Below are 24,793 nucleotides of genomic sequence, written 5' to 3'. Positions count from 1 at the left end.
TCGCCGCGGTTGTCAAGACCCCGGTGACCATCACGTCAGCCACGTCAGCACCGCGCGTATCAGCGGACCCGTCGAATCAGGCGACAACGCCCAGCGGCGTTAGCCGCCCAGCCGCCGGGTGAAGCCCTCCGGCACCAGGATGTCGTCCGGACCGAGGTCGTGGATCGAGCCCTTGCCCAGACCACGTAGCGCCGAGTCGATACCGCCGTGCATGATGTCGAGCACGTTCTCGACGCCGGCCTGCCCCTCGGCCGCCAGCCCCCACAGGTAGGCCCGGCCGAGCATCACCGCGCGGGCGCCCAGTGCCAGTGCCTTGACCACGTCGCTGCCCCGGCGGATGCCGCCGTCCAGCAGAACCTCGATCTGGTCGCCGACGGCCTCGGCGATGGCCGGCAGCGCCCGGATCGACGCCGGGGTGCTGTCGAGATTGTTACCGCCGTGGTTGGACACCGAGATCGCCGAAACACCGGCATCCACAGCACGTTTGGCGTCGTCGATGCGCATGACGCCCTTGAGCATGAACGGCCCGCCCCACAGCTCGCGCAGCCAGGCGATGTCCTCCCAGGTCGGCGCCGGGGTGCCCATCCACTCGCCATAGGCGTCGAAGAACGGCGGCGGGGCCTGGCCGTTGATGGCCTGATTGGGCACCGACAGCTCGGGCGGACGCAGGGTCTTGCCCCAGGTCCACATGTAGCGCGGCTTGGTGATGACCTCAGGGCTCATCTTGAGGATGGTCTTGAGATCCATCTTTTCCGGAATCTTGGGGCTGCCCCAGTCCCGGCCGTGGCTGAAGCTCCAGTCGGTGGTGACGATCAGGCCCTTGGCGCCGGCCGCGCGGGCCCGCTCGGCCCGGGCCGCGATGTCGTCTCGGCTGCCCAGCCAGTAGATCTGGAAAAAGGTCTTGGGGTTCGCCGCGATGACCTCTTCCATCGGCTTGCTGGCGAACGACGACAGGCCCATCGCGGTGCCACGGGCCGCGGCGGCGCGGGCGACGGCGACCTCGCCGTCGGGGTTGATCGCCTGCACGCCGGTCGGAGAAATAATCACGGGCAGTGAAATCTCTTGACCCATAACCGTTGTCGCCATCTCGCGCTTGTCCAGCGCGCCGATGACGTGCGGCGCGAAGCCGAGCTCGCCGAACGCGGCGACGTTGTCAGCAACGGTCAAACCCTTCTCACTCGCCGAGATCAGCGAGGAGTAGGCGGACTTGGGCAGCCGCTTCTTCGCGCGCTCCTGCGCGATGGCGACGGTTTCGAACCAGGTATCACGAGCCATGATCTAGACAGGACTTTCGTTACAGAATTTTTGCGGAGCCTTGGCCGGCATGGCCAGGAGCTTGAGCGGGACGGGTCCTTTGCGACCCCCGCTGCGGGAGTGGTCGAGGTGCGACTTGGGCTTGTCGCGGCCCTGTGCCAGCGCGGGCTCGCCGAAGCCCTGCACGCACTCGGGGTCAGGGCCGTCCATGGGCAGACCTGTGAAGAACTTGGCCGCCATGCAGCCGCCACGGCAGCTGTCGTAGTGCCCGCAGCTGCCGCAGGCACCGGCCGACTGCGGTTCCCGCAGTTCACGGAACAGCGGGGCGTCCTGCCAGACATGCTGGAAACCGTTATCGCTCAGGATGTTTCCGGCCAGGAAGCGCTCATGGATGGCGAACGGGCAGGCGTACACATCGCCAACGGGGTCGATCAGGCACACGACACGACCGGCGCCGCAGAGGTTGAGGCCGGCCAGCGCGCCGGGCTCGCCGAGGCCCGACAGGTGGAAGAACGAGTCACCGGTGAGCACCCGCTCGCCCTTGGCGACCAGCCAGTTGTACAGCTGGACCTGCTGCTCGGCGGTGGGGTGCAGGTCGTCCCACACGTCGGCGCCGCGGCCGGATGGGCGCAGCCGGGTGATGCGCAGGGTGGCGCCGTAGTTGTCGGCGAGGGCCTTGAAATCGTCGAGCTGGTCGACGTTGTGGCGGGTGACGACGACGGAGATCTTGGCGTCCTTGAAGCCCGCGTTCTTCAGGTTTTCCAGCGCCCGAATGGCCATGGCGAACGAACCCGGGCCGCGCACCGCGTCGTTGATCTCCGCGGTGGCGCCGTCGAGCGAAATCTGAACGTCCACATAGTCACTCGCGGCGAGCTTGGCAGCGACGGCTTCGTCGATGCGCACACCGTTCGTGGAGAACTTGACACCGACGTGATGCTCGGTGGCGTAGTCGACGAGCTCCCAGAAATCCGACCGCACCGTCGGCTCGCCGCCGCCGATGTTCACGTAGAACACCTGCATGCGCTCGAGCTCGTCGATGATGTCCTTGCACTGCTGGGTGCTCAGCTCGCGCGGGTCGCGCTTGCCCGACGAAGACAGGCAGTGCACGCAGGACAGGTTGCAGGCGTAGGTGAGTTCCCACGTGAGGCAGATGGGCGCGTCGAGGCCATGCTCGAACTGCTCGATCAGCCGGGGCACGGGTGCCGTTGCGGTCATGAAGCGGTGGATCCTTCTGGGCTGTTCTGGTCTGCCGGGATCAGCATCTTGGACTGGACCAGCACGCCGAACGCGTGCAGATACGGCCCCTGCTGGTCATCGTCGATGCCGGCGGCGCGGCAGGCGCTGCGGACGTCCGGATGGTCGGCCAGCGTGTTGACGATCTCGACGATGATGCGGTTCTTCAGGAACGAAAGTTTGCGTGTACCAAAGTGATACAGCAGCGCGCCGAATGGTTCGGGGCGGACGGCGACCTGGTGGTGCAGGCGCCAGCCGCGGTCAGGATCGAAGGCCAGCGCCGGCGGGGCCGGCAATCCGGCCCCTGCTGACCCGGTCCGGGCCGCGGCTGGCGCAGACACGGTCAGTAGACCCCGCACATACCGTCGATCGAGACCTCTTCGACCAGAGTCTCGGTGACCAATTCGGTGCCGGTCTCAACCTGCTGATTCGAGTCCATGGATCGCCCCTTTCGCTACCGTGGCAGTTGCCGGTACTCGACAACTGTGATCCAAGTCGCAAGAATATGGCATCGAGTGCCGAAAAGGAAGGGCGGGTCTGATGAGGACCGAATCGGAGCCTCCCGAGCGCGACGCCGGGGCCGTTCCACAGCACGGCCGGGTGGGCCGGCGCCGCTCCACCACGCGCGACCACATCACCCATGTGGCGCTCGAACTGTTCGCCACCCGCGGCTTCGACGACGTCAGCGTCGACGACGTCGCCCATGCCGCCGGCATCTCCCGGCGCACCCTGTTCCGCTACTTCTCGTCGAAGAATGCCATCCCGTGGGCCGACTTCGATGCGAGTCTGACCAATCTGCGGGACCTGCTCAACGCCGTCCCCCACGACGTGCCACTGGACGCCGCGCTGCGTTCAGCGCTGTTGGAATTCAACAGCTTTGACGAATCCGAGACACCCCGGCACCGCCGCCGGATGCAGGTGATCCTGCAGACCGACGCGCTCCAGGCCTACTCGATGACGATGTACGCGGGCTGGCGCGGCGTGATCGCGGCCTTCGTCGCGCGCCGCTTGGACGCAAAACCGACCGAACTCGTGCCGCAGACCGTGGCCTGGACGGTGCTCGGCGTGGCGCTGACCGCCTACGAACAGTGGCTGGCCGACGAGACCGTCTCGCTGCCCGATGCCTTGGGCCAAGCCTTCGACATCGTCCGCGAAGGCATCCGCTCCGTGTGATTTGTGCACGTTTCTTCGCGGTCAGCGCGGAAAAACGTGCACACGTTGAAAGAATTTTCGTCTGGCCCGTCGGAAAGTGGCCGCCCGGCGCGACGATAAGGGTGTGAGGGGCGAATCAGACGGTGATGCTCCGCAGACGCTGCTGGCGCTGTACGACTCGGCGCTACCCGTGGTCTACGGGTACTTCGTGCGGCGCTGCGGTGATCGGGGCACCGCGGAAGACCTGACGTCGGAGACGTTTCTGGCGGCGATGGACGCCGCCCGCCGTGCGGCGCCGCCGGTGATCTCGGTGCCGTGGCTGATCGGCGTCGCCCGGCACAAGCTGGCCGATCACTACCGCCGCAGGCACGACCGCTTCACCGTGTCCGTACCCGAAACACCCGAGCCCGCAGAGCCTTTCGACGACTGGGACGCCGAGCTGGACCGCCTGGTCGCCGAGGCCGCGCTGGCCCGGTTGACCGAACAGCACCGCATGGTGCTGACGCTGCGATATCTGGATGACCGCCCCGTGCCCGAATGCGCCGAGTTGATCGGACGCACCGTGCACGCCACCGAAGCCCTGCTGGTGCGGGCCAAGCGGGCATTCCGAACCGAATACCAGGACGGAGGTGCGTCATGACCCTGCACAACAGTCACGACCCGCTGACGGTCCTGACCGGTGGTGAACTCCCCGTGCAGCCCGACCCGGCCTTCGCGGCCCGGCTGCGGGCGCGCTTGGAGGCCGCCATCAGCCTCCCGAAAGGAATTGTCATGAGTGGAACCGACACCGCCATCGCCGACCTGAACGCACCCGCCACCGCGGCGGCCCCGGTGCCCCGGCCGGCGGCCCTGCCCTACCTGGCCGTCGCCGACGCGCGTACCGCGATCGCCTGGTATGTCGACACCCTGGGCGCCGTCGTCGTCGGCGAACCGATCGTCATGGACGACGGCCGGATCGGCCACGCCGAGCTGGCGCTGGCCGGCGGCGTGCTCTACCTGGCCGACGAGTTCCCGGAGCTCGGACTGAAAGCACCGGCACCCCAATCGGTTTCGGTGAGCCTGATGCTTGCGGTGCCGGATACCGACGCCGCCCTCGCACAGGCCAGGCAAGGCGGCGCGCAGGTGCAGCGGGAACCGTACGATGCCCACGGCGCGCGGACCGCGGTGGTGATCGACCCATTCGGCCACCGCTGGATGCTCACCGGCCCTGACCCCGTCGCCGTCGTCCCGATCCGGCACGGCGACATCGGCTACATATCGGTACAGACGCCGGACGCCGAGCGGGCAGCCGCCTTCTACGGCCACGTGCTGGGCTGGACCTACGATCCGGACACGCGCAAAGTGACCAGCAACCGAATGCACACCGGCATCTTCGAGACCACCGGCCCGCAGACGGTGTTCTGCTGCTACGCGGTCGCCGATCTCGACGCGGCACGGCAGGCCATCCTGGCCGCGGGCGGACAGGTGGGCACGCCGGAGGACCACGAATGGGGGGCGACCCTGGACGCCACCGACGTGCTCGGCACCGACTTCGCGGTGTTCCAGCCGACGCCGGACATTCCCCGCCCCGAGCTCAACGGCGCAGGGCCAGGCGAACTTTCGTACCTCACCCACGAAGTGACCGACTCAGCGGCATTCAAGGACTTCTACGGACAGGTGCTGTCCTGGACATTCGAGCCCGGCCGCGTCGATGACGGGTGGGCGGTGCAGGAGTGCCAGCCGATGTCCGGCGCGGCCGGCGGCGCGGCGCAGACCGTCGCCGTCCCGATGTGGACAGTGCCCGATGTGGACGCCGCGGTGGCGCGGGTCCGCGAGGCCGGGGGCACCGTCATCGACGAACCATCGCGCCAGCCATACGGGATGTCAGCGCTGTGCGCCGACGACCAGGGCGCCCGGTTCTACCTCGGCGCGTTCTGACATCGATGTCGCGGGTGAACCGAATCCTGTTGCGCGAGCCCGAATACACGCTGCCCTGGGGACTTGTGCACGATTTTCCGCGGTGAACGCGGACTTTCGTGCACAAATCGCGGAGAACGTCAGCCCAGGACGTCGGCGATCGGCACCGCGGCCGCGACCTTGGCCCGGTTCTTCATGACCTTGCCCGGCATCCCGCCGCCGACGACGCCGCTGACCGCACCGTCGCGCTCGTAGAACGCCAGGAACTTGCGGCCGTCGTCCTCGACGATGTGCACGGTATCGCCGGCCTTGGGCTCACCCAGGCACTGGATTTTGACGTCGTACTGATCGCTCCAGAAGTACGGCACCACGACCGCGGCGGTGGCATCCTGGCCCAGCATCGCCGGCACGATGACCCGCGCCTGCTCGGCCACGTTGCTCCAATGTTCCACCCGCACTTGATGTCCCGCGCCGTCGCGCCAGGAGGCGACGTCACCGATGGCCCACACATTGGGGGCGCTGGTGCGGCCGGCGGCGTCGCACACGACGCCGTTGTCGACCGCGATACCGCTGCCCTCGAGCCAGTCGGTGGACGGGCGCGAACCGATCCCGACGACGACGACGTCGGCGTCCAGTTCAGAACCGTCGGCCAGCTGCACCTTCTCGACGTGGCCGGTGCCGGTCACGCCGGTGACCCCGACGCCGCACCGCACGTCGACGCCCTCGGCGCGGTGCAGCCGCGCCACCAGTTCACCGATCTCGGTACCGAGCACCGACGCCAGCGGCGTGGGTTGCGGCTCGACGATGGTCACCTCGACGCCCATCTTGCGCAGGCTGGCCGCCACCTCACACCCGATGAACCCGGCGCCGATCACCACGGCGCGCTTGGCCGCACCGGCGTGCTCGCGCAGTGCCAGCGACTCGTCGTAGGTACGCAGCACCCGGATGCCCTCGAGAGCCGGCAGCGACGGGATGGTCCTGGGCACCAGGCCCGTGGCGATGACCAGCTCCTCGTAGGCGACGACCTCACCGTTCGCGAGGGTCACCGTCTGGGCGTCGGTGTCGAGCTTGGCCGCACCCGAGCCCAGCAGCAGCGTGATGTTGTTCTCGTCGTAGAACTCGGCCGGCTTGAGCGTCGTGTCGTCGACCTCGGCCCGCAGCACATCCTTGGACAGCGGCGGCCGGTCGTACGGCAGATGGACCTCATCGCTGATCAGCGTGATCGGCCCGGCGTACTCGGCCTTGCGCAGTTGCTCGGCGGTGCGCGCGGCGGCCAGACCGCCACCGACAATGACGATGCCTCCGTTTGTAGTCACGTGGGCTTTCTTACACGATGCTGCCGGTGCAAGGTAGGCCACCCTGTGCTTGGTTGCTCAGCAGACCACCAGGCGGTGCCGACTCGGGGTCAGCCCCGCTCCCAGCTCCCCCGTACCCCACGCTCCACGATGTTGGACAGCACCACGATGCTCTCGCTGCGCTCGATCGCCGCGCTGCCGCGGATGCGCTCCAGCACCGCCTCCAGATGTCTCATGTCCCGAGTCAGGAGATGCAGAATGGCGTCGGAGGTGCCGGTCACCGTGGCGGCCGAAACCACCTCGGGGATGCCCTCCCAGGCCTCGCGCAGCTGGGCCGGCGTGATGGTGCCCTGGCAGTACACCTGGACGTATGCCTCTGTCCCCCAACCGATCACGTTCCGGTCGACGACCGTGGTGAAGCCGCGGATGACCCCGGTGGCGAGCAGTCGGTCGACCCGTCGCTTGACCGCGGGCGCCGACAGGCCCACCCGCTCACCGATCTCGGCGAACGTGGCGCGCGCGTTGTCCGCCAATTCGGCCAGGATGCGCTCGTCCGTCTCATCGACGCTTTCCACCGGCCGCACACCTCCCTCACGCAATAGATAGCTGAATCGCGAGTGATCACACAATAGATCTGTTACACACGCGCAACAAGCATCGATTGCTTGCGTGCACAAGTGCTCCTACCATCGAATTATGACGATTACTGATGTCGTCAAGATGGCGACACCAAATTCAGGTTGGCGACCAGACCGGGTAGCCCGCCCCAGGCACTATGTGATGACCCGGCCGACGCATTTCGCCGTCGAATATGCGATCAACCCCTGGATGGACACCTCCGCCAGCGTCGACACTGCACTGGCGGTGCGCCAGTGGGAGCACCTGGTCCAGACCTACCGGAGCCTCGGGCACACCGTCCAGCTGGTCGACCCGATCCCGGGACTGCCCGACATGGTGTACGCCGCCAACGGCGGGCTGGTCCTCGACGACGGCTTCGAGAAGGTCGCCATCATCGCCCGCTTCACCTACCCCCAGCGGACCGGAGAATCGGTGGCCTACGCCGGGTGGTTGCTCGACCACGGCTACTGCCCGCTGTACACCGAGCACACCAACGAGGGCCAGGGCGACCTGCTGATCATCGGCTCAAAAATATTGGCCGGCTATGGCTTCCGCACAGACCGCCAGTCGCACGACGAGGTCGCCAAGCTGTCCGGCCTGCCGTTGACCAGCCTGCAGCTGGTCAACCCCCGCTTCTACCACCTCGATACCGCACTCGCCGTGCTCGATGACGACACCATCGCGTTCTATCCCCCGGCGTTCGGCGCCACGTCGGTGGCCTTGCTGCGCAAAATGTTTCCGGGCGCCATCGAGGTCTCCGATGCCGACGCCCACGTGCTCGGCCTGAACGCGGTGTCGGACGGACTGAACGTCGTGCACCCGGCCGCAGCCACCGGCTTCGCCGCGCAACTCTCAGCCGCCGGTTTCCGGCCGGTCGGCGTGGAGCTGTCCGAGTTGCTCAAGGGCGGCGGCTCGGTGAAATGCTGCACGCTCGAGGTGTACCCGACGTCGTGCTGAAAGCCGTTGCGGGAAAACCGGAAACATCCGGCAGCACGGCTGAGCTGATCGACCTCGACAACCGCTACGCCGCGCACAATTACGCGCCGCTGCCGGTGGTCGCCGCGTCCGCCGACGGGGTGTGGATCACCGACCCCGAGGGACGCAGGTACCTGGACTGTCTGGCGGCGTATTCGGCCGTCAACTTCGGCCACCGCAATCCCGAGATCCTCGCGACCGCCCACGCCCAGTTGGACACCGTGACCCTGGTGAGTCGCGCGTTCCACTCCGACCGCCTGGGCCCGTTCTGCGCCGCCCTCGCCCAGCTGTGCGGCAAGGACCTGGTGCTGCCCATGAACAGCGGCGCCGAGGCCGTCGAGAGCGCGATCAAAGTCGCGCGCAAGTGGAGTCGGGACGTCAAAGGGCTGACGAATCCGAACATCATTGTGGCGCACAACAACTTCCACGGCCGCACCACGACAATCATCAGCTTCTCCGATGACGAGACGGCCCGGCGGGGCTTCGGCCCGTACACACCAGGCTTCCACTCGGTGCCGTTCGGCGACGCCGACGCACTCGCGGCGGCCATCGACGACAACACCGCCGCGGTGCTGATCGAGCCGATCCAGGGCGAGGCCGGAATCATCGTGCCGCGCGACGACTATCTGCCGCGCGTACGCGCACTGTGCACCGAACACAACGTGCTGATGATCGCCGACGAAATCCAGTCCGGCCTGGCCCGCACCGGCCGCACCTTCGCGTCCGACCACTGGGACGTCGTGCCCGACGTCTACCTGCTGGGCAAGGCACTGGGCGGGGGCATCGTGCCGCTCTCGGCGGTGGTGGCCGACGACGATGTGCTCGGCGTGCTGCACCCCGGCGAGCACGGGTCGACGTTCGGCGGCAATCCGCTGGCCGCCGCGATCGGCAGCACAGTGGTCGGCATGCTGCAGCGCGGCGAATTCCAGTCCAGATCAACCGAACTCGGCCGGCACCTGCATGCCCGCCTGGCAGAGATGATCGGGCACGGCGTGACCGCCGTTCGCGGGCTGGGCCTGTGGGCGGGCGTCGACCTCGACCCGGCGGTAGGCACCGGACGGGAGGTCAGCCTGCGGCTGGCCGAGCGGGGCGTGCTGGCCAAGGACACCCACGGCCCGACCCTGCGGTTCGCCCCACCACTGGTGATCACCGCGGCCGAAATCGATTGGGCGATGGACCGATTCGCCGAGGCACTGGCCACGCCGCCGGCGGTGCGGTGGTAAACCCATAGGATGCGCTTCAATCCGCCGCCCAACTGGCCGCCGTTTCCACCTGATTGGCGACCGGGCCCGGACTGGCAGCCGGATCCGTCGTGGCTCCCGCCACCACCGGGATGGGCGCTCTGGGTGGACGACCAACAACGCTACGCCCCAACCGAACCGGGGCCGCCGCATCGGTCCGGCGCGCGGAAATGGTGGATCATCGGCGGTGCGGTGCTGGCCGTGGTCGCTCTGGTGGCGGGCGGCACGGTCGTCGCCACGAAACTCTCGCGCGACGACGGTGCGGCCCGCGGCGAGCCGACGACACCGTTCAGCGGCCTGACCATCGTGCCGACTCACCCGCCGGAGCCGACGAACTTCAACACCTGGACCCCAGTCGGCGGTGTCGACGCCACGTTCACCAACGACGGCCGTGCGGTGCGCCTCGCCCCGCACGACGCCGTCGACACCCCGAAGCCGGCGTGGACGGGACTGATCCAACCGGGTGATCCGGCATGCTCACTGCGGTTCACCGGACGCATTCGCAGCGCGACGGGCGGCTACGCCCTCGGCCTCACCGCTGTCACCAGCCCCACCGATACGGACTCGGGCCCGATCCCGACACCGCTCGACAACGACTGGCACGCAATCGATGTGACGATCACCAAGACCGGCGAGGTATCGGTCGACGTCGACGGAAAATCCGCAGTGCGGCGCACGCTGGCACCCGGCTGCGGCCGGCCCGCGATCAGAGTGTCAGCCGGCACAACGGAATTCGCCGACGTGTTGGTCGGGCAGGTGGCCCCGTAACTCAGTACTTCATGACGCCGCGGTCGACGGCGATCTGCGAGCCCGAGATGGTCGCCGAACCCGGACCCGCGAGCCACACCACGACGTCCGAAACCTCGTCCGGCACCATGAATTCCGCGAGGCCGCCCTTGCCGTCGTGCGCGACGGGCTTGTACGGCATCGGCGCGAAGCTGTGCAGGTACGACGGGAACTTGCCGAAGATCTCGCCCATGGCCGTCGATTCGATCATCGGCGTCATGACCGAGTACGGGTGGATCGAGTTGACTCGGATGCCGAACTCGCCCACCTCGAGTGACAGCGCGTTGGTCAGACCGACCAGGCCGAACTTCGATGCCGAGTAGTGTCCGTTGGCCGGCGTGGCCTTCAACCCCGCCGAGGAGCTGACGATGATGATCGATCCGCCGTTACCGGCCTCGATCATCGCGGGAACCACTGCCCGGATGGTGCGCCAGGTGCCCGACAGGTTGGTGTCGACGACACTGTCCCACTGCTCTTCTGACATCTCGAACAGGCGGCCCCAGCTGAGCACGCCGGCATTGGCAACCAGGATGTCCAGCCGGCCGAACTGTTCGATGCCGTCGGCCACCAACTGCTGCTGCGCGGCCAAGTCCCGGACATCGACCTCGCGGGCCAGGACCTTGCGGCCCTCGGCTTCGACGAGTCGCACCGTCTCGGCCAGGTCCGCGGAGGTCGCCGGGCTGTACGAGATGGTGTCGGACACCGGTGCGCAGATATCACTGGCGATGATGTCGGCGCCCTCGCGCGCCAACCGGATGGCATGCGCCCGGCCCTGCCCGCGGGCAGCCCCGGTAATGAACGCCACCTTGCCTTCGAGTGCTCCGCCTGCCGTCATTGCCAGTCCCTTCATCACGCCGGAATCCACCGCCACGCTAGCAGCCAAACTAGAACGCGTTCTAGTGGCTCCCGCTAGGCGGTCAGCCGGCTACAGCTCGGCGATGATCTGGGCGCGCTTGGCGGTGTACTCGGCCTCGCTGATGGTGCCCATCGCGCGCAGCGTCTCGATCTCCTGCAGCCGCTGCGCAGTCGATGGCGCCGGCTGCGGCGCGACGGGCGGCGCCGGCGCGACCGGTGCCGCAGCGGGCTCCCGCTCGGCGGCGGTGGCGCGCCGCACCACGTCCATCACCTGTTGCCGTACCGCCGGATTCGACCGCAGGTCCGCCATGCCCTCGAGCGGTACCCCGTTGGCCTTGAGGATCTGCAGGATCGCCATGATCGGACCCGAACGTCCGGTCAGGTCGTAAGTCCGGCCGTCCTGCTCCGACGTGAGACGGACCGGCATCATGCCGGACACCAAAGAGCTTCTCTGCCAGTCGATGTGGAACTTGTTCGTCGTCGGATCGACTACCACGACGAGCTTGCGGGCCGTGATCATCGGCAACCGGCTCACCGACGCCAGCACCTTGTCCTGTGCTTCGAACGGCGCCAGACCCGGTCCCGAGATTTGGAGGTTGAGCTTCACCAGTGGCTGATCATTGACCCGGGTACCGGTCTCACCGATCCCGGTGACCTCGGCGAGCGCCAGCACACCGCCGGCCTCCAGCGCGTCGCGCTCAGCCGACCGCATCTCGCCGAACCCCGCCAACGCGAGCGCGACCAGTACGTCGATCGCCGTGACCAGCAGGCCGGTCCAGAACATCCACTTCATCAGTTCGGCCTGGCCGGAGTAGAAGTACACCGCCAGGAAGATCGGGCCGACCAACCCGCCACACAGCAGCACCAGGGCCTGTGCCTTGAGGTAACGCACCAACATTCGAGCCACGCTCCTTGATCAGCTGAACCGCTGCGAGAGACTCTAGTGGCGCGTCAGTCGGCGAGGACGTCCAACAGGACGAACGAGAAATTGTCGGCGGCACCGTTGGCCCGGGCCGTCCCGATGATGATGGCCGAGCCGTCACCCCGGTCGTTGCACGCCGTGGCCGCCTGCAGATCGTGATGCTCCATCTGACCGTGCACCCCGTCCGAGCACATCAGGTAGCTACCCGGCTGCAGCGGCGTCGCGGTCAAGTGCGGAACGATCGGCACGCCCTGGCCGAGTGACTGGGTGATGATGTTGGTGGGCCGGCCCGCCGCGTCGAGCACGGCATCGTCGACCGACACCTGCGTCAGCGTCTCACCGGCGACCGAATACACCCGGCTGTCCCCGACGTTGAACACGATCACCTCGTCGGCCGTCAGGCAGACGCCGGCGATGGTGGTGCCCATCCCGGCCAGTTCGGTGTCGCGGCCCATGTCGTAGAGCCAGTCGCTGACGTACGACAGCGACGACGTGATGTCGTCGCCACCGGTCCAGCCCGGCGACATGGTCGCGATCATGCTCAGCGCCGTCCGGCTCGCGACATCGCCGCCGACGTGCCCGCCCATGCCGTCGCACACCGCACAGACGAACGGGGACCCCGGCTGCATCCGCATGTCCACCAGCAAACCGTTGTGCGTCTGGCTGACCCAGCCGCCGACCATCACCGCATCTTCGTTGCGTTTCCGACGTAGTCCGGTGTCGGTGAATGCCCGCACGTTCACCCGCACGACAGGCCACCCCTCATCGCGTTCCCCTCCATCGCGAACGATCCTGCCATCTTGCCCGCAACTATCGAGCGCCGACACCGCTTTCTCGCCGGTGAGACTGCGCGGACGGCGCTCCCCACTCACGGTTGCGCGGAGTCGGCGCCGACGATGCGGCCGCAAAAGCAAAGCGCCGCCCACCCTTTCGGGTGAGCGGCGCTCCGCTTGGAAAAACTAGATCACTTGATGATCTTGGTAACGCGACCCGCGCCGACGGTACGACCGCCCTCACGGATGGCGAAACGCAGACCCTCGTCCATGGCGACCGGCTGGATCAGCACGACGGAGATGTCGGTGTTGTCACCGGGCATAACCATCTCGGTGCCCTCGGGCAGGGTAACCACGCCGGTCACGTCCGTGGTACGGAAGTAGAACTGCGGGCGGTAGTTGTTGAAGAACGGCGTGTGGCGGCCGCCCTCGTCCTTGGACAGGATGTAGACGCTGCCCTCGAACTCGGTGTGCGGGGTGGTGGTGCCGGGCTTGACCACAACCTGGCCACGCTCGACGTCCTCGCGCTTGATGCCACGAACGAGCAGACCGACGTTGTCGCCGGCCTGGCCCTGGTCGAGCAGCTTGCGGAACATTTCCACACCGGTGACGGTGGTCTTGGTCGTGGTCGGGCGGATGCCGACGATCTCGACCTCTTCGTTGACGTTGATCACGCCGCGCTCGACACGGCCGGTCACCACGGTGCCACGACCGGTGATGGTGAAGACGTCCTCAACGGGCATCAGGAACGGCTTGTCGGTCTCGCGAACCGGGTCCGGGATGGACTCGTCGACGGCCTCCATGAGCTCCTCGACCGACTTCACCCAGGTGGCGTCGCCCTCGAGCGCCTTCAGCGCCGAGACGCGGACCACGGGGGCGTCCTCGTCGAAGTCCTGAGCGGCCAGCAGTTCGCGGACCTCGAGCTCGACGAGCTCCAGGAGCTCCTCGTCCTCGACCATGTCGGACTTGTTCAGTGCGACCAGGATGTAGGGCACGCCGACCTGGCGAGCGAGCAGCACGTGCTCACGGGTCTGCGGCATCGGGCCGTCGGTGGCGGCGACCACGAGGATTGCGCCGTCCATCTGGGCAGCACCGGTGATCATGTTCTTGATGTAGTCAGCGTGACCGGGGGCGTCCACGTGGGCGTAGTGGCGCTTCTCGGTCTGGTACTCAACATGCGAGATGTTGATGGTGATACCGCGCTGACGCTCCTCGGGCGCATTGTCGATCTGGTCGAACGCACGCGATTCGTTCAAATCGGGGTACTTGTCGTGCAGAACCTTGGTGATTGCTGCAGTCAGCGTGGTCTTGCCGTGGTCAACGTGACCGATGGTCCCGATGTTGACGTGCGGCTTCGTCCGCTCGAACTTCGCCTTCGCCACTGTGGTGTCCTCCTGGACTTGTTGGTGCTTGGTTAAGCAGTGTTGATGTGTTCAGTTGTGTCGTCCGCCGCGGCGGAACGGGTCAGAGACTACTGGCCCGTCGCCTTGGCGATGATCTCCTTCGACACGTTCGCCGGAACTTCAGCGTACGAGTCGAACACCATGGAGTAGTTTGCCCGACCCTGGGTCTTCGACCGGAGGTCGCCGACGTAGCCGAACATTTCGGACAGCGGAACCTGTGCCTTGACGACACGTGCACCGCTGCGCTCCTCCATGGCCTGGATCTGGCCACGGCGGGAGTTCAGGTCGCCGATCACGTCGCCCATGTAGTCCTCGGGCGTGGTGACCTCGACCGCCATGATCGGCTCCAGGATGACCGGCTGCGCAGCCTGCGCAGCCTTCTTCAGCGCCTGCGAACCGGCGACCTTGAAGGCCATTTCCGACGAGTCGACGTCGTGGTAAGCACCGTCGAGCAGCGTCAGCTTGAGGTTCACCAGCGGGTAGCCGGCCAAGATGCCGTACTGCATGGCGTCCTGCGCACCGGCATCCACCGACGGGATGTACTCACGCGGGACGCGGCCACCGGTGACCTTGTTCTCGAACTCGTAGGTCGCACCATCTTCGCCGATGAACGGCTCGATGCTGATGATGACCTTCGCGAACTGGCCCGAGCCACCCGTCTGCTTCTTGTGGGTGTACTCGACGTTCTGCACGGCCTTGCGGATGGTCTCGCGGTAGGCCACCTGCGGCTTGCCGACGTTGGCCTCGACCTTGAACTCGCGACGCATGCGGTCCACCAAGATGTCCAGGTGGAGCTCGCCCATGCCGCCGATGACGGTCTGGCCGGTCTCCTGGTCCAGGTGCACCTTGAAGGTCGGGTCTTCTTCGGCGAGCTTCTGGATCGCCGTACCCAGCTTCTCCTGGTCGCTCTTGGTCTTGGGCTCGATGGCCACCTCGATAACCGGGTCCGGGAAGGTCATGGACTCCAGGACGATCTGGTTGCTCGGGTCGCACAGGGTGTCACCGGTGGTGGTGTCCTTGAGGCCGATGACCGCGTAGATGTGACCGGCGGCAGCCGAGTCGACCGGGTTCTCCTTGTTGGAGTGCATCTGGAACAGCTTGCCCAGACGCTCCTTCTTGCCCTTGGTCGAGTTGATGACCTGGGCACCGGAGTCGACCTTGCCCGAGTAGACGCGGACGTAGGTCAGCTTGCCGAAGAACGGGTGCGTCGCAACCTTGAACGCCAGGCCGGAGAACGGCTCGTCGGCGGACGGCTTGCGCGAGATGATCTCGTCTTCCTTGCCCGGGACGTGGCCTTCGGCGGCCGCGACGTCCAGCGGGGTCGGCAGGTAGTCGATGACCGCGTCGAGCATGGGCTGCACACCCTTGTTCTTGAACGCGGAACCACACAGCACCGGGTAGGCGGCGCTGGTGACGGTCAGCTTGCGCAGGCCGCCCTTGATCTCATCGATGGTCAGCTCTTCGCCGCCCAGGTACTTCTCCATGAGCTCGTCGTCGGTCTCGGCGACGGCCTCGATCATGGCGGTGCGGTACTCGTCGGCCTTCTCCTGAAGGTCGGCCGGGATCTCGATGACGTCGTACTTCTCACCGAGCTTGGTCTCGCCACGCCAGACCTTGGCGTTCATCTCGACCAGGTCGACGACACCCTCGAAGTCACCCTCGGAACCGATGGGCAGCTGGATCGGGATGACGTTCGCGCCCAGGCGGTCCTTCATGGTCTGGACCGAGAAGTAGAAGTCCGCGCCCAGCTTGTCCATCTTGTTGACGAAACAGATGCGGGGGACGTCGTACTTGTCGGCCTGGCGCCACACCTGCTCGGACTGCGGCTCCACACCTTCTTTGCCGTCGAACACGGCAACGGCACCGTCGAGCACGCGCAGCGAACGCTCGACCTCGACGGTGAAGTCGACGTGGCCCGGGGTGTCGATGATGTTGATCTGGTTGTCATTCCAGAAGCAGGTGGTGGCAGCGGACGTGATGGTGATACCACGCTCCTGCTCCTGCTCCATCCAGTCCATCGTGGCGGCGCCGTCGTGGACCTCACCGATCTTGTACGAGATACCGGTGTAGAAGAGGATGCGCTCGGTCGTCGTCGTCTTGCCGGCGTCGATGTGCGCCATGATGCCGATGTTGCGGACCTTGTTCAGATCGGTCAGCACGTCCTGTGCCACGGCTAGGTTCCCACTCTTTCAGTTGCTTTGGTGAATCCGCGTCGCCCGGGAGGGCGGTCAGTTGTGAATCAGATGCGCCGGCCGCCGGCATTGGCGGCCGGCGATTGAGTCACCAGCGGTAGTGCGCGAAGGCCCGGTTCGCCTCGGCCATCTTGTGGGTGTCCTCACGTCGCTTGACGGCGGCACCCAGGCCATTGCTGGCGTCCAGGATTTCGTTGGCCAGACGCTCGACCATGGTCTTCTCGCGGCGAGCCTTCGAGAAGCTGACCAGCCAGCGCAGCGCCAGGGTGGTCGAGCGGTCCGGACGGACCTCAACCGGCACCTGGTAGGTCGCGCCACCGACGCGGCGGCTGCGGACCTCGAGGGACGGCTTGACGTTGTCCATGGCGCGCTTCAGCGTCACGACGGGGTCGGTGCCGGTCTTCTCGCGAGCCTGCTCAAGGGCGCCGTAGACGATGCGCTCGGCCAGCGACTTCTTGCCGTCCAGCAGCACCTTGTTGACGAGCTGGGTAACCAGCTGCGAACCGTAGACCGGGTCGTTGACCAGCGGCCGCTTCGGCGCGGGGCCCTTGCGTGGCATTAGCTCTTCTCCTTCTTGGCGCCGTAGCGGCTGCGTGCTTGCTTGCGGTTCTTCACACCCTGGGTGTCCAGCGAGCCGCGGATGATCTTGTAACGCACACCGGGGAGGTCCTTCACACGACCGCCACGCACGAGCACCATCGAGTGCTCCTGGAGGTTGTGGCCTTCACCCGGGATGTAGGCCGTGACCTCAACCTGGCTCGTCAGCTTCACGCGGGCGACCTTGCGCAGAGCCGAGTTCGGCTTCTTGGGGGTGGTGGTGTACACGCGGGTGCACACACCACGGCGCTGCGGGCTGCCCTTGAGTGCCGCGGTCTTGACCTTGGTGGTCTTGTCGTGGCGACCCTTGCGGACCAGCTGGTTGATGGTTGGCATCTATCGGCTTTCTCTATTGCGTGTCGTACTGCGGTTTAAGACTCTGTACTGCTGTTTTCGTCCGATCGCATACCCCGCGTCCGGGCGTGTCGCACGAGGCCAGGTACAAACCTTGCGGTGCACCACGGACATGCGAATTGGCCCGGCGTGCAGGCTTGCCTACAAACACAATGAATGCAAGCGCCCAGTCGGCCAGGCACGAACCACCACGATACCAGTACGGACCGCCACGATCCAAACTCGCCCAGAGGACTCAAACCGCAGGTCAGGGCGGTGCGGCCGGGACGGTGATCAACACCTTATCCCTGGCGGAAGGCCCGTCGGCTCATCAGAACGACTCCGAGGATGACCGCGAAGATCACCACCACCCCGCCGCCGAGAACCGCGATCCGAGGCACCGACCAGAACGATGGGTGGATCTGTTTCGTCTGCACCGACTGCACCGATACCGGCAACGGCAAGGCCCCGCCTGCCACCACCGCCGCAAACGACTTCGCCGAATCGGCGGTGAACTGCCCATGGATCTGGGTGCGTCCGGTCGTCATGGGCTCCAGCAGCGCCGGCGCGCTGACCACCTGGGTGTCGACGGCGAAGGCGGCCCGGGCACCGATGTTGGCGCTGGTGAACGTCGACCAGATATCGGCGGCCTTGTCGTCGAAGGTCACGAAGACGACGTAGTCGCCGCGCTGCCCACCCTGGCGGGCCGAGGCGTCCTTGATCTGGTCGCCGCCGATGATCGACTTGTCCAGCAGATACACCTGTTTGTGGTCGTCGGAGCAGGTGATCAGCGGCAGATTCGGGTCGTCGTGGTCGGCCAGCTGATCCGGCTGATCGCAGCGGGTCGCCTGGAACTGCAGCGCCAGCAGTTGGATCTGTGGCTGCGCACTCTGCCGCAGTGCCTTCTCGTCAGCGATGCGCCGGCTGTCGGCCACCTGCGGGGTCTGCGGCGACGGCGATGGGTACGTCGGGTCGGGCTGCGCCGCGATCGCGTGGATCACCGGCCTTATATAGAGGCGGCCCGTGGCGGTGACGCCCCGTAGCTGAGCTTCGGTCACGTCGGTCGCGGTGACCTTGAGGGTGTTCCCGTCCAGCCCGACGGCGACGTCATGCCCGCCGAGGTGCCCGAGCCGCGATTCGACGACCTTGCGCGTCTGTGCCAGCGCGTCCGGGGTCGGTGCCGTTCCCGGCTGCTGCTGAATCTGCAACGACGCCTGAACGACGGGGCGGGGTTCGCCGGCGCGCCAGATGTCCTTGGTGAAGAACACCGTCGCGCCATAACTGAGCACCAGCACCGCCAAGACCAGGGCGACCAGCCATGGGGGTACGCCGGACTGCGCGGCGACGGGTTGCGGCGGCCATGCGGGCGCCATCCCCGGCGGCAGGTAGCCCGGCGGGGGTGCGGGCGGCGGCAGGAAACCCGTCGCGGTTTCCGGTGACTGAGGCGGTTGTGGTGGCTGCCACCCGCTGTGGTCGTCAGACATCACGCGCTTCCCTGATCAAGCCGAGTCGCGCTCGTTCATCCCTCGCGCCAGTCGCACCACCATGTCGGTGAACACCGCGTCGGTGTCGACGCCGTCCATCACGCCCGTCATCTCCAGCAGCACGAAACCGTGCAGTGCCGACCAGAACTCCAGCGCTGCATAGAAGGCGTTCTCACCGTCGAGTCCGTACGACGCCAGGACCGCGATCACCGGCCCGGCCGCCGCGTGCGTGGCCGCGGTGTACTCCGGGTCGTCACCGCCCAGCGGCATCCGCGTGAACGCCGAGTACCGGCCCGGATGGTGATGGGCATAGCTGCGGTAGGCACTGGCCATCGCCATCACCGCGTCGTCGCGGCTGCGGCCCTCGCCGACGGTGTTGAGCATGCCGATGATGTCGTCGATGACGCGCATCCGGACCGTGCGGCGCAGGTCATCGAGGCTCTGCACGTGGTTGTACAGCGACGGGCCCTTGGTGCCCAGCTGGTTGGCCAGGGCATTGATGGTCAGCGAATCCCAGCCCTCGCGATCGAGGAACGTCAAGGCCGCGGCCACGATCGAGTCCCGGCTGAGCTTGGTGGTGCGTGCAGTCGCCCGCGACCGTGCCGGCGCAGCCGGTCGGGCATCCCCAACCGCTTGCGACTCTGGCCGAGGTGCCATCTGCCCGATCCTCCGGTGTTCGATCTTGGGTTCCATCGACCGCGACGCGGCCAGTTAACTAATGACTCTAACCTCTAGACGCTGCAGATACGTCGCCAATTCGGCGAACTTTGTAACCGCGTCTCATTGGGAGTCCCACAGAACGGACGAACCTACTCCGCAGCACGTACTCCGCAACGTAGGCTCCCAGATGCCGAACATCGGCGCACATCATCGCCAGACCAGAACGAAGGGAACCATCGTGAGTCGCAAAGCGTGGGGAACCGCATTGGTTGCCGGACTGCTGACGGTCCCGTTCACGGTCGGCGCACCGAACGCCGCTGCGGTCAACGACGACACCCACATCGTCGGCCAGGGCATCACCCAGACCATCGACTGCCACGGTGGCACCCTCTTCGTCAACGGCAGCGGCAACACCATCAACGCTTTCGGCACCTGCTGGGCAGTGACCGTCCAGGGCTCGTCCAACACCATCATCGCCGACACGATCGTCAATGACGTCACCGCTTACGGGTTCAATCAGACGGTCATATTCCACAATGGGGATCCGGCACTCATCGATATCGGGCGCCAACTCGGTTTGGGAAATCGGCTGAACAAGATTCCCTGACCGGGGCCCGCACCAGGTGCCGGTAACGCCGACAGGGAGGGACACCCCATGAACCCCAACCGAATCGCAATCGCGGCGGGCGTCGTCGCCGCTGCCGCGCTGGTGCTGACCGGCTGCGGATCGCAGGACAACAAGACCGGTGGCACCGGCTCGAGCGCCGCCGGCACGGCAGGCACCTCGGCGGCGGCGCCGACCACGGCGCAGGTCGAGGTCGGCAACACCATCAACTACAGCGCGGTGGGCACCACCCGTGAAATCGATTGCGCCAACGGCAAATCGCTGACGGTGGGCGGCGCCAACAACACGCTGACCGTCAAGGGCACCTGTGCGAAGGCGAACATCGGCGGCACCGACAACAAGGTGACCTTCGAAAAGGTCGACCAGGAGCTCGACGTCGTCGGCATGCACGCCACCGTCACCTACAAGGACGGGGCACCGAAGGTCAACAACACCGGGACCGGCAACACCGTCAGCAAGGGCTAGCGAAGCCCTACGCTGTGGCGCCGTGCCGGCCTGCTCCCCCGGCGAACCGCTGCGCGCCCGCGATCGACTCCTCGGCCACCTGAGCCAGGCTGGCGAACTCGAATTCCATTGCGGATTCCTCGGATTCGCCCCACTGCCGCAACGCGGACAGCCGATCGGCGCGCAGACACAACTGCGGCAGCGCGGCCAACTGGTGGGCCAACTCTTCGGCCTTCTCACGGGCCTGCCCATGCGGCACGACCCGGTTGGCCAGACCGATCTGCAGCGCCTCGGCGGCGTCGACGGCGCGGCCGGTGAGGATCAGGTCCATGGCGCGGCTGTGCCCGATCAGCCGCGGCAACCGGACCGTGCCGCCGTCGATGAGCGGAACACCCCAGCGCCGGCAGAACACGCCGAAGGTGGCGTCCTCCTCGACGACGCGCAGGTCGCACCACAACGCCAGCTCCAGTCCGCCGGCGACGGCATAGCCGCTGACCGCGGCGATCACCGGCTTGGACAGCATCATCCGGCTCGGGCCCATCGGCCCCGGCCCCGTCCGGTGCGTCTGGTTCATCTCCGGGGTACCGAACGCTTTGAGATCGGCTCCGGCACAGAAGGTTCCGTGGTCTCCCCACAGCACCGCGACCGCCGCGGCATCGTCGCGGTCGAAATCGTCGAACGCCTGGTACAGCGCCGCCGCCGTCGGTCCGTTGACGGCGTTGCGGGCGCCGGGCCGGTCGATGATGACCGTCGTCACCGGCCCGTTCTTCTCGACCCGCACTGGTTCGGTCATATTGCCTCCATCGGTTCGTCGCGCCGCCCGGTCAGTTCGGCGGCGAAGTCTGAGTAGGCCTGCCGCAGCTGCGTACCCGGCCAGTCGTCCGGGAGCAGTTCGGCGGGCAGTACCGGGTCGGCCAGCAGGTGCCGCACGATCGCGGCCGCCGCCACGAACCGGCCGGGTACATCTGGTGCCGAGCCGATTTCGTCGAGCAGTTGACGTGCGGTGGTGATCCAGGCGGGCAGATCCCACAGCACGGCGGCCAGCCCCGCGGGATCGTCGTCCCGGCTGGTCAGGGCCCGGGCATTCGCCGTGACCTCTTCCGGGAGGTCACCGGCGAGATTGGCCGGGCGCAGCCACACGCCCTCGCGGAGTTCGGCGAACCTGTTCTGCAACAGGTCGTTTCGCAGGTCGGCGCGAGTCCGGGCATCGGCGCCGACCGTGGTGATGACGACGGTCACCCAGTCGCCGCGCCATGGGCGGGTCTTGGGGTCGATGGCGGCGTCCTGCCGTCGTTGCCGCGCCAGCAGCCGGTCGGCGAGCCGGTAGCCGTCGGCCGAACGCACCAGGTCACCGGCGCTGACCATCCTGGTCAGCGCCACCCGCAGCGTCTGCTCCTTGATGTCGAAATCCGAAGTGAGCCGGACCAACTCGGCCGCGGACGCCCACGCCGGATGAGCGCCCAGCAGCACGCTGAGCACCACCGACCGCGCGGTCATCCGCTTCAGATCAGCCATGGCTGTCAGACCCCGGAGGCAACCCGGCCTGCGTCCCCGAACGGATCATCGCGGTGCCGCACCGCCTGCCGGAACCCGTGCTCGACGGCGTCGGCGACGAACGCATGACCTTCGGGCGTGTGTCGGGCGATGCCGTCGAACACCGTGCTGACCATCCGGCTGGTCGCAACCCCCTGCTGCAGCAACGAGGTGTTGCACGCCAGCTTCGCCATGATCAGCTGGTTGACCGGCATGGCCGCGATGCGTGCGACGAGGCGCTCGGTGCGTTCATCGAGTTCTTCGGGCTCGGGCGCCTCGACAGCCAAGCCCCACTCGGCGGCCTGCGCCCCGGTGATGCAATCCCCGGTGAACAGCAGGCGTTTCGCGCGCTGGTCGCCCAGTCGGTGCGCCCACAGCCCGCCGGCGGGCACGCCCCACACCCGCATCGGCGGGTAGCCGATCTTGGCGTCGGACGCCGCGATCACCTGGTCGGCGTGCAGCGCGATGTCGGTGCCGCCGGCCACGCAGTAGCCGTGGATCTTCACGACGGTCGGCTTGTCGCAGTGCATCAGGCTGGAGAAGCCACGGACGAACCGGCTCATCATCTGGTAGTCGATCATCGGATCCCAGGGCTGATTCGGCAGGTGGTTGACGGCCTGGGTGTGGCCGTCGAGCACGGTGCCCTGGTGTTCCGAACCGCCGGCGGCTCCCGTGCCGTCGGCGTAGGCGCTCAAGTCGAAACCGGCACAAAACCCTTCGCCGCGGCCGGACACCAGGATCACGTGCACGCTCGGATCGAGGTCGGCCCGCTCGACGCAGGCGGCCAATTCCAGCGGGGTGTCCGCAACGATCGAGTTGCCCTTCTCAGGACGATTGAACGTGATCCGGGCGACCCGGTCGGCGACCTCGTAGGTCATGGTCTTCAGGTTGTCGGCGGTCATCCCTTGACCAGGGCCCGTTCGATGATCGGCGCCAGGTCGAGGCCGGTCGGCAGCGTGCCGAACGCGCCACCCCACTGCCGGTCGAGGCGGCTGACCAGAAATGCCTCGGCCACCGCGGGGTGACCGTGGCGCACCAGCAGCGCACCCTGCAGGGCCAGTGAAATGTCCTCGGCCACTTTGCGTCCGCGGTATTCCATGGTCTGCGGATCGCTGAGCTGCGCCTTGAGCGCGCTGACATGCGCGTCCAGGCGGGGGTCCTGCGCCTGCGACAACTCGTCGAACAGCACCTCGACGCACTCGGGCTTGGTCACCATGGCGCGGAGGGTGTCCAGCGCGCTGACATTGCCCGAACCTTCCCAGATGCCCATCAGCGGGGCCTCGCGGTAGAGCCGCGGCATGCCGGATTCCTCGGCGTAGCCGTTGCCGCCGAAGCACTCCATGGCCTCCGCGGCGTGCGGCGTCGCGCGCTTGCACACCCAGTACTTGGCCGCGGCCAAACCGATTCGGCGGAACAGGCTTTCGCGCTCGTCACCGCGGACGGCCCGGTCGGTGGCGCCGGCCATCCGCATCGCCAGCATGGTGGCGGCCTCGGCTTCGACCGCCATGTCGGCCAGCACGTTACGCATCAGCGGCTGATCGATCAGGTAGGCGCCGAACGCCTTGCGGTGCTGGGCATGGTGCACGGCCTGAGTCAGGCCCGTGCGCATGCTGGTGGCGCTGCCCAGTGTGCAGTCCAAGCGGGTCAGGTTGACCATCTCGATGATGGTCGGGACGCCGCGGCCCTCCTCGCCGACCAGCCAGACCGTCGCACCGTCGTACTCAATCTCGCTGGAGGCGTTGGCGTGGTTGCCGAGCTTGTCTTTGAGCCGCTGGATGAACATGCGGTTGCGCGTGCCGTCGGGCAGCACCCGGGGCAGGAAGAAGCAGGACAGCCCGCCGGGCGCCTGGGCCAGCACCAGGAACATGTCGCCCATCGGCGCCGAGGTGAACCACTTGTGACCGCGCAGCGAGTAGGTGCCGTCGCCGTTGGGGGTGGCCTGGGTGGTGCCGGCACGGACGTCGGAGCCGCCCTGCTTCTCGGTCATCGACATGCCCGCGGTGATACCCGCTTTGGTGGCAGGCACTTTCAGCTCAGGGTCGTACATGCGGCTGGTCAGCAGCGGTTCGTAGACCTTGGACAGTTCGGGGTTGAACCGCAGCGCCGGGACGACGGCGTAGGTCATCGAGATCGGGCAGACGTGGCCGGGTTCGGGGGTCCAGGCCGACATCTTCGCCGCGCGGACGACGTGTGCGCCGGGACGGTCGTCGGCCCACGGGGCCCCGTGCAGACCGTGCTTCACCGCGGCGGTCATCAGCTGGTGGTAGGCGGGGTCGTACTCGACCTCGTCGACGCGGTGCCCGTAGCGATCGTGCGTGTGCAGGATCGGGACGTTACGGTCCGCCAGTTCACCCCAGCGCTGCGCGACCCGGCTGCCGCCGAGGGCGCCGACCTCGTGAACCTCGTCGACGCCCCACTCCCCGCCTTCGCGGATCAGAGCCTCGGCCAGCGCCGGGAAGGTAGCGGGGTTGTAGTCCTGCAGCGGCGGAACCTGATTGGTGACGACATGCGTATCAGCCATG

The 24,793-nt window shown here is 67.1% G+C and carries 27 protein-coding genes; 8 read left to right on the top strand and 19 right to left on the bottom strand.

What is annotated here, in order from left to right; translation table 11 throughout:
- Positions 1 to 99: 99 nt before the first annotated feature.
- Genes mftD through mftA form a run of 4 tightly spaced genes read right to left on the bottom strand, consistent with a single transcriptional unit; the run spans position 100 to position 2,926 of the window.
- A complete protein-coding gene (gene mftD / locus ACNO8X_RS08945; RefSeq protein ID WP_418004998.1) occupies positions 100 to 1,275 on the bottom strand; it encodes a pre-mycofactocin synthase MftD in 1,176 nt (391 codons plus the stop codon).
- A gap of 3 nt (positions 1,276 to 1,278) precedes the next feature.
- Complete coding sequence (mftC, locus tag ACNO8X_RS08940) at positions 1,279 to 2,469, bottom strand: mycofactocin radical SAM maturase (RefSeq protein WP_418004997.1); 1,191 nt, start codon at positions 2,467 to 2,469, stop codon at positions 1,279 to 1,281.
- Entirely contained in the window at positions 2,466 to 2,846 is a 381-nt protein-coding gene (mftB, locus tag ACNO8X_RS08935) for a mycofactocin biosynthesis chaperone MftB (protein WP_418004996.1), read from the bottom strand. The genes mftC and mftB overlap by 4 nt, the downstream gene beginning before the upstream one ends.
- Positions 2,831 to 2,926, bottom strand: a complete 96-nt coding sequence (gene mftA, locus ACNO8X_RS08930) for a mycofactocin precursor MftA (RefSeq protein WP_071287456.1) — start codon at positions 2,924 to 2,926, stop codon at positions 2,831 to 2,833. Before mftA ends, mftB begins: the two co-directional genes overlap by 16 nt.
- A 101-nt stretch (positions 2,927 to 3,027) precedes the next feature.
- On the opposite strand from mftA, the gene mftR reads away from it, so the two are divergent.
- From mftR to ACNO8X_RS08915, 3 genes are all read left to right on the top strand, one after another.
- Positions 3,028 to 3,660, top strand: coding sequence for a mycofactocin system transcriptional regulator (mftR, locus tag ACNO8X_RS08925; RefSeq protein WP_418004995.1), 633 nt, complete (start codon positions 3,028 to 3,030; stop codon positions 3,658 to 3,660).
- 103 nt (positions 3,661 to 3,763) lie between these two features.
- A complete protein-coding gene (locus tag ACNO8X_RS08920) occupies positions 3,764 to 4,279 on the top strand; it encodes an RNA polymerase sigma factor (protein WP_418004994.1) in 516 nt (171 codons plus the stop codon).
- Positions 4,280 to 4,281: 2 nt separating this feature from the next.
- Complete coding sequence (locus ACNO8X_RS08915; protein WP_418005831.1) at positions 4,282 to 5,556, top strand: VOC family protein; 1,275 nt, start codon at positions 4,282 to 4,284, stop codon at positions 5,554 to 5,556.
- 119 nt (positions 5,557 to 5,675) lie between these two features.
- On the opposite strand, the gene ACNO8X_RS08910 is transcribed toward ACNO8X_RS08915, so the two are convergent.
- Positions 5,676 to 6,893, bottom strand: a complete 1,218-nt coding sequence (locus ACNO8X_RS08910; RefSeq protein ID WP_418004993.1) for an NAD(P)/FAD-dependent oxidoreductase — start codon at positions 6,891 to 6,893, stop codon at positions 5,676 to 5,678.
- 47 nt (positions 6,894 to 6,940) lie between these two features.
- Entirely contained in the window at positions 6,941 to 7,405 is a 465-nt protein-coding gene (locus tag ACNO8X_RS08905; RefSeq protein WP_260971222.1) for an Lrp/AsnC family transcriptional regulator, read from the bottom strand.
- A gap of 121 nt (positions 7,406 to 7,526) precedes the next feature.
- Between ACNO8X_RS08905 and ddaH the strand changes: the two genes are divergently transcribed.
- The 3 genes from ddaH (at position 7,527) to ACNO8X_RS08890 (ending at position 10,432) form a co-directional block, all read left to right on the top strand.
- Positions 7,527 to 8,405 carry a dimethylargininase gene (gene ddaH / locus ACNO8X_RS08900; protein WP_418004992.1) on the top strand — a complete coding sequence of 293 codons (879 nt, stop codon included), beginning with the start codon at positions 7,527 to 7,529 and terminating at the stop codon, positions 8,403 to 8,405.
- Positions 8,399 to 9,646 (top strand): ornithine--oxo-acid transaminase, encoded by a 1,248-nt coding sequence (rocD, locus tag ACNO8X_RS08895; protein WP_418004991.1) that lies wholly within the window; start codon positions 8,399 to 8,401, stop codon positions 9,644 to 9,646. Before ddaH ends, rocD begins: the two co-directional genes overlap by 7 nt.
- Positions 9,647 to 9,769: 123 nt before the next feature.
- Positions 9,770 to 10,432, top strand: coding sequence for a hypothetical protein (locus ACNO8X_RS08890; RefSeq protein ID WP_418004990.1), 663 nt, complete (start codon positions 9,770 to 9,772; stop codon positions 10,430 to 10,432).
- Between the two features lies 1 nt (position 10,433).
- Here ACNO8X_RS08890 and ACNO8X_RS08885 read toward each other — a convergent pair whose 3' ends face one another.
- The 9 genes from ACNO8X_RS08885 to ACNO8X_RS08845 all read right to left on the bottom strand — a co-directional run bounded on the left by ACNO8X_RS08885 (position 10,434) and on the right by ACNO8X_RS08845 (position 19,666).
- Positions 10,434 to 11,285, bottom strand: coding sequence for a mycofactocin-coupled SDR family oxidoreductase (locus ACNO8X_RS08885; protein ID WP_418004989.1), 852 nt, complete (start codon positions 11,283 to 11,285; stop codon positions 10,434 to 10,436).
- Between the two features lie 90 nt (positions 11,286 to 11,375).
- Entirely contained in the window at positions 11,376 to 12,203 is an 828-nt protein-coding gene (locus ACNO8X_RS08880; protein ID WP_418004988.1) for an SHOCT domain-containing protein, read from the bottom strand.
- Between the two features lie 53 nt (positions 12,204 to 12,256).
- Positions 12,257 to 12,976 carry a PP2C family protein-serine/threonine phosphatase gene (locus tag ACNO8X_RS08875; RefSeq protein WP_418004987.1) on the bottom strand — a complete coding sequence of 240 codons (720 nt, stop codon included), beginning with the start codon at positions 12,974 to 12,976 and terminating at the stop codon, positions 12,257 to 12,259.
- 215 nt (positions 12,977 to 13,191) lie between these two features.
- Positions 13,192 to 14,382 (bottom strand): elongation factor Tu, encoded by a 1,191-nt coding sequence (tuf, locus tag ACNO8X_RS08870; protein WP_043401684.1) that lies wholly within the window; start codon positions 14,380 to 14,382, stop codon positions 13,192 to 13,194.
- 89 nt (positions 14,383 to 14,471) lie between these two features.
- The gene (gene fusA, locus ACNO8X_RS08865) at positions 14,472 to 16,574 is read right to left on the bottom strand and encodes an elongation factor G (RefSeq protein WP_418004986.1); all 2,103 of its coding nucleotides are present in this window, start codon (positions 16,572 to 16,574) and stop codon (positions 14,472 to 14,474) included.
- A gap of 109 nt (positions 16,575 to 16,683) precedes the next feature.
- The gene (gene rpsG, locus ACNO8X_RS08860) at positions 16,684 to 17,154 is read right to left on the bottom strand and encodes a 30S ribosomal protein S7 (RefSeq protein ID WP_020101372.1); all 471 of its coding nucleotides are present in this window, start codon (positions 17,152 to 17,154) and stop codon (positions 16,684 to 16,686) included.
- Entirely contained in the window at positions 17,154 to 17,528 is a 375-nt protein-coding gene (gene rpsL / locus ACNO8X_RS08855) for a 30S ribosomal protein S12 (protein WP_133759556.1), read from the bottom strand. The genes rpsG and rpsL overlap by 1 nt, the downstream gene beginning before the upstream one ends.
- Positions 17,529 to 17,827: 299 nt before the next feature.
- Positions 17,828 to 19,009 carry a SecDF P1 head subdomain-containing protein gene (locus ACNO8X_RS08850; protein WP_418004985.1) on the bottom strand — a complete coding sequence of 394 codons (1,182 nt, stop codon included), beginning with the start codon at positions 19,007 to 19,009 and terminating at the stop codon, positions 17,828 to 17,830.
- 15 nt (positions 19,010 to 19,024) lie between these two features.
- Complete coding sequence (locus ACNO8X_RS08845; RefSeq protein ID WP_043402168.1) at positions 19,025 to 19,666, bottom strand: TetR/AcrR family transcriptional regulator; 642 nt, start codon at positions 19,664 to 19,666, stop codon at positions 19,025 to 19,027.
- 241 nt (positions 19,667 to 19,907) lie between these two features.
- Between ACNO8X_RS08845 and ACNO8X_RS08840 the strand changes: the two genes are divergently transcribed.
- Entirely contained in the window at positions 19,908 to 20,276 is a 369-nt protein-coding gene (locus ACNO8X_RS08840) for a DUF3060 domain-containing protein (protein WP_418004984.1), read from the top strand.
- Between the two features lie 48 nt (positions 20,277 to 20,324).
- Positions 20,325 to 20,759: a DUF3060 domain-containing protein gene (locus ACNO8X_RS08835; RefSeq protein ID WP_418004983.1), complete on the top strand. Its 435-nt coding sequence runs from the start codon at positions 20,325 to 20,327 to the stop codon at positions 20,757 to 20,759.
- Positions 20,760 to 20,766: 7 nt separating this feature from the next.
- On the opposite strand, the gene ACNO8X_RS08830 is transcribed toward ACNO8X_RS08835, so the two are convergent.
- From ACNO8X_RS08830 to ACNO8X_RS08815, 4 genes are read right to left on the bottom strand one after another with little or no spacing between them, the layout of a single operon-like run.
- Positions 20,767 to 21,531 (bottom strand): crotonase/enoyl-CoA hydratase family protein, encoded by a 765-nt coding sequence (locus ACNO8X_RS08830; RefSeq protein WP_133425328.1) that lies wholly within the window; start codon positions 21,529 to 21,531, stop codon positions 20,767 to 20,769.
- On the bottom strand, positions 21,528 to 22,244 hold the full coding sequence (locus tag ACNO8X_RS08825; RefSeq protein WP_418005830.1) for a PaaX family transcriptional regulator C-terminal domain-containing protein: 717 nt from the start codon (positions 22,242 to 22,244) through the stop codon (positions 21,528 to 21,530). Before ACNO8X_RS08825 ends, ACNO8X_RS08830 begins: the two co-directional genes overlap by 4 nt.
- Positions 22,245 to 22,258: 14 nt before the next feature.
- Positions 22,259 to 23,173: a crotonase/enoyl-CoA hydratase family protein gene (locus tag ACNO8X_RS08820; protein WP_418004982.1), complete on the bottom strand. Its 915-nt coding sequence runs from the start codon at positions 23,171 to 23,173 to the stop codon at positions 22,259 to 22,261.
- Complete coding sequence (locus tag ACNO8X_RS08815) at positions 23,170 to 24,792, bottom strand: acyl-CoA dehydrogenase family protein (protein ID WP_418004981.1); 1,623 nt, start codon at positions 24,790 to 24,792, stop codon at positions 23,170 to 23,172. Before ACNO8X_RS08815 ends, ACNO8X_RS08820 begins: the two co-directional genes overlap by 4 nt.
- Position 24,793 lies beyond the last annotated feature (1 nt).

Origin of the sequence: Mycobacterium sp. PDNC021 (assembly GCF_048282635.1) — a bacterium.
GTDB lineage: Bacteria > Actinomycetota > Actinomycetes > Mycobacteriales > Mycobacteriaceae > Mycobacterium > Mycobacterium llatzerense.
Note: the sequence above shows the minus strand (reverse complement) of the source record. Positions and strands in the feature narration are given on the sequence as shown.

Bases quoted from the DNA above. Each gene is read 5' to 3' on its own strand.
- ddaH (WP_418004992.1), top strand. From the start codon at position 7,527: ATGACGATTACTGATGTCGTCAAGATGGCGACACCAAATTCAGGTTGG.
- ACNO8X_RS08835 (WP_418004983.1), top strand. From the start codon at position 20,325: ATGAACCCCAACCGAATCGCAATCGCGGCGGGCGTCGTCGCCGCTGCC.
- ACNO8X_RS08880 (WP_418004988.1), bottom strand. From the start codon at position 12,203: ATGTTGGTGCGTTACCTCAAGGCACAGGCCCTGGTGCTGCTGTGTGGC.
- ACNO8X_RS08845 (WP_043402168.1), bottom strand. From the start codon at position 19,666: ATGGCACCTCGGCCAGAGTCGCAAGCGGTTGGGGATGCCCGACCGGCT.
- ACNO8X_RS08830 (WP_133425328.1), bottom strand. From the start codon at position 21,531: ATGACCGAACCAGTGCGGGTCGAGAAGAACGGGCCGGTGACGACGGTC.
- mftR (WP_418004995.1), top strand. From the start codon at position 3,028: ATGAGGACCGAATCGGAGCCTCCCGAGCGCGACGCCGGGGCCGTTCCA.
- rpsL (WP_133759556.1), bottom strand. From the start codon at position 17,528: ATGCCAACCATCAACCAGCTGGTCCGCAAGGGTCGCCACGACAAGACC.
- mftA (WP_071287456.1), bottom strand. From the start codon at position 2,926: ATGGACTCGAATCAGCAGGTTGAGACCGGCACCGAATTGGTCACCGAG.
- mftD (WP_418004998.1), bottom strand. From the start codon at position 1,275: ATGGCTCGTGATACCTGGTTCGAAACCGTCGCCATCGCGCAGGAGCGC.
- ACNO8X_RS08885 (WP_418004989.1), bottom strand. From the start codon at position 11,285: ATGACGGCAGGCGGAGCACTCGAAGGCAAGGTGGCGTTCATTACCGGG.
- ACNO8X_RS08850 (WP_418004985.1), bottom strand. From the start codon at position 19,009: ATGTCTGACGACCACAGCGGGTGGCAGCCACCACAACCGCCTCAGTCA.
- rpsG (WP_020101372.1), bottom strand. From the start codon at position 17,154: ATGCCACGCAAGGGCCCCGCGCCGAAGCGGCCGCTGGTCAACGACCCG.
- ACNO8X_RS08820 (WP_418004982.1), bottom strand. From the start codon at position 23,173: ATGACCGCCGACAACCTGAAGACCATGACCTACGAGGTCGCCGACCGG.
- ACNO8X_RS08815 (WP_418004981.1), bottom strand. From the start codon at position 24,792: ATGGCTGATACGCATGTCGTCACCAATCAGGTTCCGCCGCTGCAGGAC.
- mftC (WP_418004997.1), bottom strand. From the start codon at position 2,469: ATGACCGCAACGGCACCCGTGCCCCGGCTGATCGAGCAGTTCGAGCAT.